The 14,088-nt window shown below is 42.9% G+C and carries 14 protein-coding genes; 4 read left to right on the top strand and 10 right to left on the bottom strand.

Annotated features, from left to right (window positions below):
* Positions 1 to 20: 20 nt before the first annotated feature.
* Genes J7384_RS13130 through J7384_RS13110 form a run of 5 tightly spaced genes read right to left on the bottom strand, consistent with a single transcriptional unit; the run spans position 21 to position 3,848 of the window.
* Entirely contained in the window at positions 21 to 488 is a 468-nt protein-coding gene (locus J7384_RS13130) for a chemotaxis protein CheW (RefSeq protein WP_348523871.1), read from the bottom strand.
* Positions 489 to 499: 11 nt separating this feature from the next.
* Positions 500 to 1,033: a chemotaxis protein CheW gene (locus J7384_RS13125; protein WP_247741785.1), complete on the bottom strand. Its 534-nt coding sequence runs from the start codon at positions 1,031 to 1,033 to the stop codon at positions 500 to 502.
* Positions 1,034 to 3,169: a chemotaxis protein CheA gene (locus tag J7384_RS13120; protein WP_209114771.1), complete on the bottom strand. Its 2,136-nt coding sequence runs from the start codon at positions 3,167 to 3,169 to the stop codon at positions 1,034 to 1,036. It abuts the gene before it with no gap.
* 6 nt (positions 3,170 to 3,175) lie between these two features.
* Entirely contained in the window at positions 3,176 to 3,538 is a 363-nt protein-coding gene (locus J7384_RS13115) for a response regulator (protein WP_209114769.1), read from the bottom strand.
* A gap of 19 nt (positions 3,539 to 3,557) precedes the next feature.
* Positions 3,558 to 3,848: an STAS domain-containing protein gene (locus J7384_RS13110; protein WP_209114767.1), complete on the bottom strand. Its 291-nt coding sequence runs from the start codon at positions 3,846 to 3,848 to the stop codon at positions 3,558 to 3,560.
* A 228-nt stretch (positions 3,849 to 4,076) separates the two neighbouring features.
* Here J7384_RS13110 and J7384_RS13105 point away from each other — a divergent pair, with 228 nt between their 5' ends.
* Positions 4,077 to 4,853 carry a sel1 repeat family protein gene (locus J7384_RS13105; protein WP_209114765.1) on the top strand — a complete coding sequence of 259 codons (777 nt, stop codon included), beginning with the start codon at positions 4,077 to 4,079 and terminating at the stop codon, positions 4,851 to 4,853.
* 4 nt (positions 4,854 to 4,857) lie between these two features.
* On the opposite strand, the gene J7384_RS13100 is transcribed toward J7384_RS13105, so the two are convergent.
* Positions 4,858 to 5,724, bottom strand: a complete 867-nt coding sequence (locus J7384_RS13100; protein ID WP_209114763.1) for an AraC family transcriptional regulator — start codon at positions 5,722 to 5,724, stop codon at positions 4,858 to 4,860.
* A gap of 159 nt (positions 5,725 to 5,883) precedes the next feature.
* On the opposite strand from J7384_RS13100, the gene grxC reads away from it, so the two are divergent.
* Genes grxC through J7384_RS13085 form a run of 3 tightly spaced genes read left to right on the top strand, consistent with a single transcriptional unit; the run spans position 5,884 to position 8,947 of the window.
* Complete coding sequence (grxC, locus tag J7384_RS13095) at positions 5,884 to 6,153, top strand: glutaredoxin 3 (RefSeq protein ID WP_209114761.1); 270 nt, start codon at positions 5,884 to 5,886, stop codon at positions 6,151 to 6,153.
* Between the two features lie 32 nt (positions 6,154 to 6,185).
* On the top strand, positions 6,186 to 7,400 hold the full coding sequence (locus J7384_RS13090) for a bifunctional alpha/beta hydrolase/OsmC family protein (protein WP_209114759.1): 1,215 nt from the start codon (positions 6,186 to 6,188) through the stop codon (positions 7,398 to 7,400).
* A gap of 26 nt (positions 7,401 to 7,426) precedes the next feature.
* A complete protein-coding gene (locus tag J7384_RS13085) occupies positions 7,427 to 8,947 on the top strand; it encodes an FMN-binding glutamate synthase family protein (protein WP_209114757.1) in 1,521 nt (506 codons plus the stop codon).
* 150 nt (positions 8,948 to 9,097) lie between these two features.
* Here the strand turns inward: J7384_RS13085 and glmS are convergent, their stop codons facing one another.
* The 4 genes from glmS to J7384_RS13065 form a co-directional block, all read right to left on the bottom strand.
* Positions 9,098 to 10,930, bottom strand: a complete 1,833-nt coding sequence (gene glmS, locus J7384_RS13080) for a glutamine--fructose-6-phosphate transaminase (isomerizing) (protein ID WP_209114755.1) — start codon at positions 10,928 to 10,930, stop codon at positions 9,098 to 9,100.
* Between the two features lie 23 nt (positions 10,931 to 10,953).
* Entirely contained in the window at positions 10,954 to 11,718 is a 765-nt protein-coding gene (locus J7384_RS13075) for a DeoR family transcriptional regulator (RefSeq protein ID WP_209114753.1), read from the bottom strand.
* 293 nt (positions 11,719 to 12,011) lie between these two features.
* Positions 12,012 to 13,403, bottom strand: coding sequence for a bifunctional UDP-N-acetylglucosamine diphosphorylase/glucosamine-1-phosphate N-acetyltransferase GlmU (gene glmU, locus J7384_RS13070; protein ID WP_209114751.1), 1,392 nt, complete (start codon positions 13,401 to 13,403; stop codon positions 12,012 to 12,014).
* Between the two features lie 248 nt (positions 13,404 to 13,651).
* The gene (locus J7384_RS13065) at positions 13,652 to 14,071 is read right to left on the bottom strand and encodes a F0F1 ATP synthase subunit epsilon (protein WP_209114749.1); all 420 of its coding nucleotides are present in this window, start codon (positions 14,069 to 14,071) and stop codon (positions 13,652 to 13,654) included.
* Positions 14,072 to 14,088: the final 17 nt, after the last annotated feature.

Genomic DNA, 14,088 nt, shown 5'->3' with positions numbered 1-14,088 from the left:
TGGTCTTTCCTTGTCTTAATTCAGCTCGCTAGCTCGCCTTGAATATATAGTTTCTGTTGGTCTAGCAGGTTGTTCATATCGAGCAATAAAATTAACTTTTCTTCGACTTTTGCTAAACCAGCTAAGAAGCTGTTATCAATGGCACTGCCAAATGATGGAGCCGCGCTAACACTGTCTCGATTAACTTTGTAGACTTCAGCAACGCGGTCAACCACTAAACCAACCACCATGTTATCGGCTGGGTTTGGACTTTTTAAAATAATAATCACAGTTTGCTCATCGTAACTAAGTCCTTGTTTACCAAAGCGCTCTCTTAAATCAACAATAGGAATAATGACACCGCGAAGGTTGATAACACCCTTTAGATAATGAGGTTTATTGGGCAGTTCAGTAACCGCTGTTAATACGCGGATTTCTTGCACACATAAAATATCAACACCAAACTCTTCACCGTCGAGCATAAATGTTAGGTATTCTTGTTCTTCCACCTATTTGCTCCTTATCCCTTTTTACGAGAAGCGTGGGCTTCTATTTTTTGCAGTTCAACAACATTGAGTAAGGTCACCAAGTCGTTTTCTAAGTTGACTAAACCATCGACATAACACGGCGGTATACGGCCACCAAAAGCAGGTGCCGGTTTAATGTCGCTCTCTTCAGCGTCAAGCACGTCTGAAACGGCATCAACGACAAACCCTATGGTGCGACTGTGCTCGTCAGTTTCTATGGTTAAGACAACGACAACCGTAGTTTCGGTATACGTAGCCGTGCCAATACCAAACTTGAGACGTAAATCGATGATTGGCACGATAACGCCGCGCATATTAATCACTCCAACCACATAAGTCGGTGAATTTGGGATTTTAGTCGGTTTTTCCCAACTGCGAATTTCTTCAACTGAGAGAATATCAACACCGTATTGCTCTTGATCGAGCTCAAAGGTTAAGTATTGGTCACCATTAGTGATAAAGTCGATACCCTCTAATGAGTATTCGCCTTGAACAGGAACGGTTGAGGCAAGTGCTTGCATGTCCATTTACACGTGCTCCTGAGTCATACTTTGATAAAATTGATCTTGCTTGTCGCGCGCATGTGACAACGCCATATCAATAATCCCCGGAATATCAATAATCATGGCGACTGAGCCGTCACCTAAAATAGTGGCACCTGAAATACCGTCTACTTGCTGGTAATTGTCTTCTAAGCTCTTTATCACCACTTGTTGTTGCGCAAGTAAATCGTCAACCATTAAGCCGACTTTTTGTCCATCGGCTTCAACAACAACCAACAAGCAGCCTTCAACATCTTTATTATCGGCAGGCAAATTAAAAAGCTGATAAACAGGTAGTACCGGTACGTTATCTTCACGCAATCGGTAGAGAACTAAATCACCAGATACGGTGTTGATCAATTCAGCTTTAGCCTGCAATGATTCAACAATCGAAATAAGCGGAATCACGTAAACTTGGTCGCCAACTTTGACTAATTGACCGTCTAAAATAGCGAGTGTAAGTGGCAGGTAAACGCGAAAAGTGCTGCCTTGTCCTTGTTCTGATTCAACTTGGATGCGACCGCCCAATGCTTGAATGTTGCGCTTAACCACGTCCATGCCAACGCCACGGCCAGAAATATCACTGACTTGCTTAGCGGTAGAAAAGCCAGGTTCAAATAACAAATCAAAGACCTGACTGTCGGTGAGTGTAACTCCAGGCTCAACTACACCTTTTTCAATCGCTTTATTGAGTACGGCATCGCGATTAATGCCGCCGCCATCATCGCTAATTTCAATAACAATGTTGCCGCCTTGGTGGTATGCATCTAACGTTATTGTGCCTTGTGCTGGTTTGCCATTGGCAATGCGCTGCTCACCAGCTTCAATACCGTGATCAACCGCGTTGCGCACCAAGTGAACGAGTGGGTCACCGATTTGCTCCATGACAGTTTTATCAAGCTCAGTTTGTTCACCGTTGATCACTAAATCAACTTGCTTACCCGTTTTTAATGACAGATCGTGAACCAAACGAGGAAAGCGGTTAAAAGCAAAACTAATCGGTAACATCCGAATTCGCATCACGCTTTCTTGTAATTCTTTGGTATTCTGCAACAGCTGCTCAAGGCCTGCGTTTAAACGCTCAACTTTAGTCAAATCAAAGTTATTACCCAATTCAGATAACATTGATTGCGTAATAACAAGCTCTCCAACGAGGTTAATTAAGCTATCAACCTTATCAACACCAACGCGAATAGAACCAGCGTCGGGTTTAGCTTTCACTGTTGCTTTCGCGGCGGGTTTATTTGCTTTGTCATTAGTCGCTGGCGTACTCGCAGCAGGTGCGCTGGTTGGTGCAATTGAGGCTTCTGGAGCTGTGACGGGTTCAGGCTCTATTTGAGGTACTGGTGCTTCAGTGTTCTCAGAAGCAATATGCTCAGGTTCAGCGAGAACTTGTTCAACCGTTTCAACCTTAGTGATGTTTAACTGGCACTCGTCTTCAACCCATTCAAATATTTCTCGAATCTCGTCTTCATCAACATCGGCGATTAATTCTATCTGCCACGTTAAAAAAAGTTCTTCAGGGTCTAATTCGTCAAAGGCTGGTAACTGAGATTGGCAACGAATACTCACTTCACCTAAATCAGCGAGGGCATTCAATAAAAAGATTGGATCATTACCGGTCTGAACAAGATGATGTTCAGGAATAAACTCTATCTGCCAACTAGTTTGGCTCGAACCACCAACATTAGTACTTTCTACAGAGGCTTGCTCGTTGCTTTCTTCGTTAGACGAATCCGATAGCGCTAAGGTTTGATTGAGTAAATCTGTCGTATGGCCTATGCGGCTATCTTCACAAGTTTCACCAACTTTTTCTGCTTCAATTAACAAGCGAATACAGTCAACTGACTTAAGCAAAATCTCAATGTCAGCACCAACAATTTCACGGCGTCCATCGCGCATTTCGTCGAGTAAGGTCTCAACTAAATGTGTAAAGTCAGTGACTTGATTAAAACCGAAGGTGCCTGCGCCGCCTTTGATTGAGTGTGCAGCACGAAAGATAGCATTTATAGATTCGTCATCACCGGGTTCAAGGTCAAGTAACCCTGACTCCATTAGCGCTAATCCTTCATCGCTTTCTTCTAAAAAAGAAGGTAAAAATTGTGACAAATCTATGCTCATAGCAAATTACCTTATTACGCGTTTGATGGTCGCTAGTAACTTCTCTGGATTAAATGGCTTAACTAACCATCCGGTTGCGCCTGCTGATTTACCTTTCATTTTCATATCTGTTGAGCTTTCAGTCGTTAGCATCAAAATAGGCGTAAATCTAAAGTTTGGTAACTTGCGCAATTCCTGACATAAGGTGATGCCATCCATATTTGGCATGTTCACATCAGTAATTACTAAATCGAAGCTCGAGCGCTTAGCAGCATTTAAGCCTTCTAAACCATCTTTAGCTTCAACAGTGTTGTAGCTTGCGCTTTTTAACGTAAAGCTGACCATATCCCTGATAGAGTTTGAATCATCAACTATCAAAATATTCGCCATTGTTTAACCCTTGTGTAATTTAGTGTTCGAATAAGTAGTGTTTAAAGTCTGAATCTGCCAAACCCAATTGACGGACAGTTTCTTTTAGTAAATCTGAATCGGCTTGCCACGTTAACTGCTTTTTTTCACTGAGAATAAGATCAATTAAAGCCAATAATAATTGAACGCCCAACGTATCAATTTTATCGAGGGAACGATCAGAAATAACGACATGTTGCACATCGCTAATAAAGTTTTGCGCATCTTGCTTGAATGTTTGGACGTGAGAGATTGTTAAATCAGTAGGTAACTCTAGTAATGTCTGCTCCATCAAGCCATTCCTCTAGCGAATTAACGAAATTCAATTTTTGTAAAAAAAGGTGACAGATTTAAGCTATATGGTAACTCAAAAATAATCAAGCCACTAATGAAAATAGTTAATAACCGTAAAAAAGTAAGGTTATTATTAATCAAAAATAAATATTGTTCATCAAATATTTAATTTGGCTAGGTGAGCTGATAAAGTTAGTTCAGTTAGAACTTTAGCGAGCTGTGATCAATGTCGAATAACAACTTAAGTTTAGCAAACCAGTTGTTACGTTGGTTTGAAAAAATGAAGACCAACTACGAGAATAATATCAAGCAGGTTCTTAACCAATTTGAAGCTAACCAAGAGAAGCAACAAACAAGGCTAGACAAAAGCCACGACGCTCATATTGCCAGTCTCACGCAAAGTTATCAGCAACAAATTGCCGACAAAAATAAGCACATTGCTCAGTTAGAAAGTCAAATACAGTTTTATCAGCAGCAGTTGATACAACAACAAAAAAACGCCGAACAACTCAATACTCGTTACGACACTGTGGTCACTTGCATGCTGACTGAAAAAAGGCGTGATTTTAATATCCGTGATATTTTTGACGATGATGAATTCACCGTTTTTGAACCGACAACGAGCAAACTTTCGGTAGCTGAGCCGACTTTGCAACCGACACAGCAAACGCCATCAAATCAAGAGCAAGAAGCTGACGAACAGCTCAGTATTGAGCAGATATATCAACAAGGTGTTGAACTGCGCCAACAAGGTCAGTATTCAGCGGCATTCGAGCTGTTTCAACAAGCGGCTGAGACACAACTTCCGCAAGCGATGGGGGCACTCGGACGAGCCTACTTTTTAAGTGAAGGGGTTGAAGAAAACTATCCACTTGGTCTCGCTTGGTTAATCAATGCAGCTAATTTAGCCTTCTCACCAGCTCAAACCAAAGTTGATCAGTTTAAGGAAAATGATCCTGAACTTTATCAACAAGCGCTCGAATTAGCCGAGCAGTTATTGTAAAGCACTAATCGTCGTTATTTGCGCTGTTTTTGCGGTATTGCTTAGGTGTATCGCCAAGGTACTTACCAAATGTTTTAGCAAAAGAGCGCTCTGAGTCATATCCTACTTTAAGCGCAATTTCATCAACCGGTAACTGAGTATTTTTCAAAAGTTCTTTGGCTTTTTCCATTCTCAGTTGAGATAAGTAGGCAAACATTGGTTCGCCAATCAAATCAGTAAAACGCTTGGCGAATGCCGCTCGCGACATGCCAATTTCACTGGCTAGTAGCTCGATGGTCCACGCTTTTTCCGGTGACTGGTGCAATAAATTTAGCGCTGCAGATATCCGTTTGTCTTGAAGCGCTTTTAGAAAACCATTTTGCTCTCGGCGACCAAAATTAATCCGTATTAATTCAACCAAAACCACCTCTGTGAGCTTATCAACGATTATTTCGCTGCCGGGTGATTGCGCCATATACTCAGCGCTCAATTGTTCAAAAGTACTCTTTAGCCAGGGGTGCTGCTGAAGCTCTTGTGCGCGGACAATCGTAGTATCGGGAAAAATATCTTTTAACGGCGTTAATGTGTCTGTCGCAAAATCACAGTTACCACAAAGTAACAATGAGCTGTCACTTGATTCACCACGAGCCTGATGTGGCGATTGACTCGCCAACTGATGATTAATGCCTGCGCCGATAAAAATCAAATCACCGGGAAATAATTGCTCAACCCGATCACCAATAGTCGCCCAACAAAGGCCATCTCGGACCAAGTGAAAAGCAGCCGCGTTAGTACCTTGATAATCTTTTTGCCAAGGTGAGATCAAGTGATCACAAAAATACACACTACCGCTGACTTTTAACGACTTTAACAACTCACTCAGTATTTCCATGCAACTCTCTCAAAATACCAACAGTGTTAGCTATCAACTGCCAAAGAATAGACGATCGGTGTAAACATTCAAGACTATTATGCATTGTTAGTATTTTCTATCAGCGCATAATAGTGATTGTGAATAGTTTTCAACCCAAAAATATTTAGGAGTCACACTATGGTTAAAGTAGAAATTTACAGTAAAGGGTATTGCCCTTATTGCAAAAACTCAAAGGCAACATTGAACCATTTAGGGGTCAAATTTGAAGAATACGACATTACCTATAACAAAGAAAAAGCACTGGAGATGCGCACCCGCAGTAACCGTCAAACGGTGCCACAAATATTCATCGACGACTATCACGTAGGAGGCAATGACGACCTACACTTAGCATTGCAAAGTGGTCAATTACACAAGCTATTAAAGATCAACTCAGCAAACGCATAATCACTTGCTCGACTTAACCGGGAAACAAACTCATGAAAACACAGCGCTTAGAATTTTTAGGACACGATGGTTCGACATTAGCAGCAAGACTCGACTTACCAGTCGGCAAACCTGCAGCCTACGCATTATTTGCTCATTGCTTTACTTGCTCTAAAGATATTCCAGCCGCGAGAAGAATTGCCCAGCGTCTTGCCGCTTTGGGCATTGCTGTACTGAGGTTTGATTTTACCGGTTTAGGTCACTCAAGCGGTGAATTTGCCAACACTAGCTTTAGCTCTAATATTGAAGATCTGCTACTCGCCGCTAACTACCTGCGAGACAATTATCAGGCTCCTGAGCTATCAATTGGCCACTCTCTAGGTGGCGCAGCCATTTTAGCGGCAGCAGGGCAAGTGCCTGAAGCAAAGGCGGTGATATCTATTGGTGCGCCAGCTGATCCGCAGCACGTCGCTCACAATTTTGGTCAGCACCTAGATTCAATAGAAAGCCATGGTCAGGCCGATGTCCAACTAGGCGGCCGCACTTTTACCATTAAACGACAGTTTATCGATGATATTTCTCAGGTTTCACTTGAGCAACATATTGCATCACTAAAAAAAGCATTATTGGTATTACATGCGCCATTAGATGAAACCGTAGAAATTGATAATGCCGCGCGTATCTTCCAAATGGCTAAACACCCGAAAAGTTTTATCACGCTAGACAATGCCGATCACTTACTGACCGAAGCAAGAGACGCTGAATATGCGGCTGATTTAATCGCGGCGTGGGTACAGCGCTATATCGACGTTAGTTTGCTACCAAAAACCATGAGCGCACCGGAAGGCGTAGTTAGAGTCAGTGAAACCGACCCCAATAGCTTTATACAAGATGTTAGCGCGGCTGGCCATCACCTGATTGCCGATGAACCAGTAAGTTACGGGGGGGACTTTTTAGGGCCGACGCCTTATCAATTGGTAAGCGCCGGCTTAGGTGCCTGTACATCAATGACCATTCGCATGTATGCGAAACGCAAAAACATTCCGCTAGATCACGTAGAAGTAGACATCATCCACAATAAAATTCATGCACAAGACTGCGACAGCTGCGAGCAAGTTGACGGCAAAGTTGATCAGTTTGAGCGAAAAATCACACTAACAGGGCCGTTGACCGACGATGAACGCCAAAAGTTATTGGTGATTGCCGACAAATGTCCAGTACATCGTTCACTCGAAAGCGAGATTAACATAGTGACTAACATCGCTTAACGAAGCAGCAGAGGAGTTTACTTGTTATGCTTGAATCAGTACCTACGTGGCTGTTTATTACTATTGAATTTGCCGCATTTTTATTTATTTTTTGCATTGGCTTAGCACTGCTCAGCATAGTCGTTTTATACATTGTCGACGTCACACAGACCAAGCAAACCATTCGCAGAAATTACCCTGTGATTGGCCGCTTTCGCTATGTTTTTGAGCACATGGGCGAGTTTTTCCGCCAATACTTCTTTGCCATGGACCGAGAAGAATTGCCGTTTAACCGAGCCGAACGCTCATGGGCCTATCGCGCAGCCAAAGATGAAGTAAACACCATCGCTTTTGGTTCTACTCGCGACTTAAAACCAACGGGTTCGATTTTATTCGTTAATTGTCCTTACCCAACTTTAGGTGAAGATGCCTGTTCGAACAAAGAGGTATTGATTGGTCAATATTGTCAGCAGCCATATTCAGCACAATCTGTGATCAATATTTCAGGAATGAGCTATGGTGCACTATCGATTCCAGCGGTCAATGCTCTGTCATTAGGCGCGAAACAAGCTGGCTGTTGGATGAATACCGGAGAAGGGGGCTTGTCACCCTATCATCTTGAAGGTGGGGCTGATTTAGTATTCCAAATTGGTACTGCAAAGTTTGGCGTCCGCGATTTAGCTGGTAATTTATCCGACGAGAAATTAAAGGAAATTGCTGCTCACGAACAAGTTAAAATGTTCGAAATTAAGCTTAGCCAGGGCGCTAAACCGGGCAAGGGCGGAATTTTACCTGGCGCGAAAGTAACAGCGGAAATTGCCGCAATTCGCGGTATTGAACTGGGCAGTGATGCCATTAGCCCAAATAGACATCCAGACATCAATAATACTAAAGACTTGCTTGATATAATAGATCGAGTGCGAAAAGTCACAGGTAAACCGGTTGGTTTTAAAGCGGTTATCGGTTCGTATCATTGGTTAGACGAACTGTTTGCCGCGATACAAGCGCGTGGCATCGAGTCCGCGCCTGACTTTATCACCATTGACAGTGCCGATGGCGGTACCGGTGCCGCCCCAATGCCATTAATGGATTATGTTGGTTTACCAATTAGTGAAAGCTTGCCCGTGGTTATTGATATGCTCAATCAGTATCAACTTAAAGAGCGCATCAAGGTTGTCGCTTCTGGAAAACTGATAACACCATCAGGCGTTGCGTGGGCGTTAGCCGTAGGTGCCGACTTTGTTACTTCGGCGCGAGGCTTTATGTTTGCCCTTGGTTGTATTCAAGCGCTACAGTGTAATAAAAATACCTGCCCAACAGGTATCACCACCCACAACAAGCGCCTGCAACGAGGATTAGTAGCAACAGAAAAATCGCAACGAGTAGCGAACTTTGTTAAAAATATGAATTATGAAGTTGGCGTGTTGGCGCACTCTTGTGGTGTTAAAGAACCGAGGCAATTAAAGCGGCACCACGCTCGCATGGTCACAGAAAATGGCAAATCAATACCTTTAGACGAGCTATACCCCGGGGTTGAGCCCAAAAGCCAAGGCGATCAAGTCACTTAACTAGCTAACCAACAAAAAAGCGACTTACTCAGTAAGTCGCTTTTATCATTGTTTAATCTCTAGAGTTAGCAATGACAACCATAGTTCTTAGTTCTTAGTTCTTAGTTCTTAGTTCTTAGTTCTTAGTTCTTAGTTCTTAGTTCTTAGTGATTACTCTACCGTTACTGATTTGGCAAGATTGCGAGGTTGGTCAACATCAGTGCCCTTAATGATAGCAACATAATAAGACAGCAGTTGTAGAGGTAAGGTGTAGACAATCGGCGCAATTAAGTCGTCACAATGTGGCACATTGATCACTTTCATGGTCTCGTCGCTGTCAAACTTGGCATCAACATCCGCAAAGACATACATCAAACCACCACGCGCACGCACTTCTTCAACATTTGATTTAAGCTTTTCAATCAAATCGTTTTTAGGTGCAACAACAATTACCGGCATTTCCGCATCAATAAGAGCAAGTGGGCCGTGCTTGAGCTCACCAGCAGCATATGCTTCAGCGTGAATGTATGAGATTTCTTTTAATTTAAGCGCACCTTCCATTGCAATTGGGTACTGGTCGCCACGCCCCAAAAATAATGAGTGATGTTTATCAGCAAAGTCTTCAGCAAGCGCTTCAATTGGTGCAGCTAGCGACAACACTTCTTCTACCTTGTTTGGCAAAGTGGTTAAAGCGTGAGTCATTTCAGCTTGTGCTTGCTCAGACATACCGTGATGTTTACCCAAAGCAAGTGTTAGCATCATTAGCCCAACTAACTGGGTAGTGAAGGCTTTAGTTGAAGCAACGCCAATTTCAGCGCCAGCTTTGGTCATAAAGGCTAAGTCTGATTCGCGTACAAGCGATGAACCCGGAACATTACAAATGGTTAAACTGGCCTTATAACCAAGCTCTTTTGCCAAGCGCAGTGCGGCGAGTGTATCAGCAGTTTCTCCAGACTGAGAGATAGTCACGAGCAAAGCGTTTTTCGGCACATGTGATTGGCGGTATCTAAACTCACTGGCAATTTCAATGTTACACGAGACACCTGCATGAGCTTCTAACCAATAACGGGCAACCATGCCCGAATGATAACTAGTGCCACAAGCAATAATTTGTACATGTTCGATATCTTTGAAGATGGCATCGGCAGCAGGGCCAAACGTCTCAGTGTTGATTGTGCCATCAACGAGTCGACCTTCTAGGGTATTGCGAATAGCAGTTGGTTGCTCGTAAATTTCTTTCATCATGTAGTGACGGTATTCACCTTTATCACCGGCGTCGTGACTTACTTCAGATTCTTTTGCTTCACGCTCAACTGGCTCGCCATTAACATCAAAAATACTCACATCAAAGCGAGTCACTTCAGCAACATCCCCTTCTTCTAAAAAGGCAAATTTACGAGTTACAGGTAACAATGCCATCATGTCTGAGGCAATAAAGTTTTCACCTAAACCATAGCCAATAACAAGAGGACTACCAGAACGAGCAACAACTACGCGCTCAGTATCTCGTACATCCATGATCACGGTACCATAAGCACCTTCAAGTTTTTTCACCGCAGTTTGCACGGCTGACAGTAGTGACTCGGCCTGCTTTAGTTCATGATGGACAAGGTGAGCAATAACTTCAGTGTCGGTCTCTGAAACAAACTCATAACCTAAGCTTTTTAATTCAGTTCGAAGTTCTTCGTGATTTTCAATAATACCGTTGTGAACAACAGCAATTGTTTCACATGAAACATGAGGGTGAGCATTCACTTCGCTTGGAACACCATGAGTAGCCCAACGAGTATGAGCAATACCTGTACCACCAGTAACAGGATTCGCAGCAACAGCATCAGCAAGCTCTTGCACCTTACCTAAACGGCGAAGGCGTTGTAACTGATTGTTTTGGTCAACCACGGCAACACCTGCAGAATCATAACCGCGGTATTCTAGGCGTTTAAGACCTTCAACCAAAATATCTACAACATCGCGTTGCGCTACTGCACCAACAATACCACACATAAGTATTTATCCTTTTTTCTATGTTAAAACGCGGCGCAAATAACGTTCACACCGCGCTCTATTAATGCTTTTTCTGTTTCTTTCGCTAACGCCTGATCCGTCACTAAGGTTGTGACTTTTGACCAAGCGAGTTCTAAATTAGGTATTTTGCGACCGATCTTCTCAGACTCAACCATCACAACAACTTCACGAGCAACATCTGCCATCACTTGGCTCAAACCAATAAGCTCGTTAAACGTTGTCGTCCCTCGGTCTATATCAATACCATCAGCCCCAATAAAAAGCTGATCAAAATCGTAACTTCTGAGCACTTGCTCGGCGATTTGCCCTTGAAAAGATTCCGAATGAGGATCCCAAGTACCGCCAGTCATCAGTATTGTTGGTTCATTTTCTAGACTTTGAAGTAAATTAGCAACACTGAGTGCATTAGTCATAACAACTAAGCCTTTTTTTTCTGCTATTTGTTCAACGAGTGCAGATGTCGTGCGACCGCTATCAATAATAATGCGATAGTGATCTCGAATTAACTCAGCAGCAGCTCTGGCAATCGCCAGCTTTCGTTTCGATAGATTATTATTATTCGTTTGTGTTATTTCTTGCGGTAAGGCAACCGCGCCGCCGTAACGTCGCAATAACAAACCACTGTTCTCAAGGGCAGTAAGATCTTTGCGAATAGTCACTTCTGACGTTTCAAAGCGCTTAGCCAAGTCATCAACACTCACTTGGCCGCTAGCTTCTAGCTCAGTGATAATGGTGTGTCGTCTTTGTTGAGTATTGCGCTTAGACATAATAATCGTAATTCAAAATTCCAATACGTGTGTTATGTCGGCTCGAGGAGGTTTTAACACAACACAAAACGAAAGTAAAAGTTTCGATTTGAAAGTTGCGCTATTTAAACAAAAGCCAAAGTTGTATGCAAGCCATTCGAATAAATAATCGACAAATTATGCCAACGGCGAACAACGAGACGAGATTTTGGTGGCGACAAAGCCTATTTTTGCTGATCTAGTGTTGTTATTCACCTCACTAAAAACAAAAAAGCACCAATAAAGGTGCTTTTAACTAACAACGAACTAAAGAGTTACTTTTTCTCTTTCACGGGCCTTTGCCAGCCGGTCATGTTGCGCTGCTTAGCGCGAGAAACTGCAAGCTCGCTTGGTTCAACGTCTTTGTTAATGACTGAACCAGCGCCAACAGTAGCCTCTTTACCAACAAATACTGGCGCAACTAGCGAGCTATTTGAACCAATAAAAGCACCATCATCAATAATAGTATTGAACTTGTTGGCACCGTCGTAGTTACAAGTAATGGTACCAGCACCAATATTGGCATTTTGACCAACGGTAGTGTCACCAAGGTAAGTTAAATGACCTGCTTTACTGCCAGAGCCTAGTGTAGTTTTCTTCATTTCAACGAAATTACCGACATGTGAGTCAGAGTTCATGATTGAATCAGGGCGAATACGGGCAAAAGGCCCAACCGAACAGTTGTCGCCAATCACCGCCCCTTCAATAATTGTATTTGGTTTGATAATCGCATTCTGACCAATAGTGCAATCTTTTAAAATACAGTTTGCGCCAATTCTTGCACCATGTGACAACACCACTTCGCCTTCAAAAATACAGTTGATATCAATATGAACTTCTTGGCCAACCATAATAGTACCGCGAACATCTATGCGATTAGGGTCCCTTAAACTTGCGCCGGCAATCATTAACATTTCAGCTTTGCGCAATTGAAAGGCGCGCTCCAACGCCGCCAGTTGCACGCGATTGTTAGCGCCTTCAACTTCAATAGCCGTTTCGGGATGTGCAGTGGCTATTTCTTTACCTTCACCATGGGCCATAGCGATTACGTCTGTTAAGTAGTATTCGCCTTGAGCGTTGTCGTTAGACAAATTGCTCAACCAACGTTTTAAGTCACCGCCATTGGCGAGCAAAATACCGGTGTTACACTCATTAATAGCGAGCTGCTCTGGGTTGGCATCTTTCTGTTCGACAATGCCAACGACATTGCCATTATCTTGAGGTGAAGAGTCACGAATAATGCGACCATAGCCGGTAGGATTGTCCAAGTGAACAGTTAATAGTGCCATGCCATTTTCGGGCTTAGCCGCAACTAAACTTTCTAAGGTTGATACTTGCGTCAACGGTACATCGCCATATAGCACCAATACGTCTTCGTCGTCTTTAATATGAGATGACGCCATATCAACCGCGTGGCCCGTGCCCAGTTGCTCAGCTTGCTCAACAAAGGTCAGATCATCGCCTTGGCCGTCTTGTGTCAGTGTCGCTTTTAATACCTCACCACCGAAACCATAAACCAAATAGATATTTTCAGCATCAAGTTCTCGAGCTGAGTCAATGACATGACCCACCATAGGTTTTTCGGCAACCGGGTGTAATACTTTTGGCAAGCTTGAACGCATGCGAGTACCTTTACCCGCAGCTAAAATGACAACTGAAAGACTCATAATAATTCCATTAAATATAATAACTAATGAGCTAAATAGGATTGCTTATTATTGTACCTAGATTTATTGAAAAGTCTTGAATAAAGTCGCTTAAGAATGGTGTTAAAAAGCCGCTGATAACGATGGTGCAACGGTTAATAAAGACCAATGTCAAAATACTTGAGTATTTATAATCAATAGAAAACAAAAAAGCGATGCTAACTAATGTTAAGCATCGCTTTTTAATCACTAAAAATTACCGTTTGGTATTAAAGCTTCTTTTTAGTCGCCTGAATTACGCGTAATTGGGCAACAGCACGGGCTAATTCCGCCGCAGCTTCAGCGTAGTCAACATCACTACCTTGAGCATTTAAGTGCTCTTCCGCGCGTTGTTTCGCTGCTTCTGCTGCTTGCTCGTCTAGGTCGCTACCACGAGTAGCAACGTCAGCAAGCACGATAACATTGTTAGGCTGAACTTCTAGCATACCGCCAGAAAGATAAAGAACTTCTTCTTCACCGCCTTTTTTAACAATGCGAGCCATACCAGGTTTTAGTGAGGTCAGCAAAGGTGCGTGACCAGGCATAATACCTAATTCACCTTCGCTACCTGTGATTTGTAATGCTTCAATGCTGCCAGAGAACAAGCTCTCTTCAGCACTTACTACATTCAAATTAACAGTCATAGCCATTTCGACCTCCTAAATTG

Source organism: Endozoicomonas sp. G2_1 (assembly GCF_017744155.1).
Classification (GTDB): Bacteria; Pseudomonadota; Gammaproteobacteria; order Enterobacterales; family Alteromonadaceae; genus JAGHQT01.
The sequence above is the reverse complement of the archived record's forward strand: the minus strand, read 5'-3'. Positions and strand labels throughout refer to the sequence as shown.